The following is a 500-nucleotide window of genomic DNA, read 5'->3' on the forward strand; positions in this document are numbered from 1 at the left end:
GGTAGCCGTATCGGAAGGTGCGGCTGGATCACCTCCTTTCTATGGAGAATCGTCTTCTGCAATGAAGACATTCAAATAAGCAAGTTCAGTGAACTTGCAAGCATTACAGAGTTACTACTCCATTTGTTCAGTTTTGATGGAATTTGAGGGGCCATAGCTCAGCTGGGAGAGCGCCTGCCTTGCAAGCAGGAGGTCAGCGGTTCGATCCCGCTTGGCTCCACCAAACAATTTCATCTATTTGTTGTGTTCTTTGAAAACTAGATATCGAAACGAAACAAACGCGAATTAGAACATTCCTTTTAGGGATGAATGCTTGCTCGGTTCAAGTAACTGAACAACAAACATCCTAGCTGAACTTGTGTCAACAAGTGAAAGTGTATATAAGGTAGTACAATTGCAATTGCGATGGTATCGGATGGGAGTGACTTTTGGCTTTGCGCAAGCAAAACAAGGGAAGCGAGCAGTCGAAACCGGAGCATAGGGTTAAGCTACTAAGAGCA

General features: G+C 44.6%; 1 tRNA gene. It reads left to right on the plus strand.

The window, feature by feature from the left end:
- Positions 1-147 precede the first annotated feature (147 nt).
- Positions 148-223, plus strand: a tRNA-Ala gene (locus FS818_RS28310).
- The last annotated feature ends 277 nt before the right edge of the window (positions 224-500 follow it).

This window comes from Paenibacillus xylanexedens, from assembly GCF_007680605.1.
Taxonomy (GTDB): domain Bacteria; phylum Bacillota; class Bacilli; order Paenibacillales; family Paenibacillaceae; genus Paenibacillus; species Paenibacillus xylanexedens_B.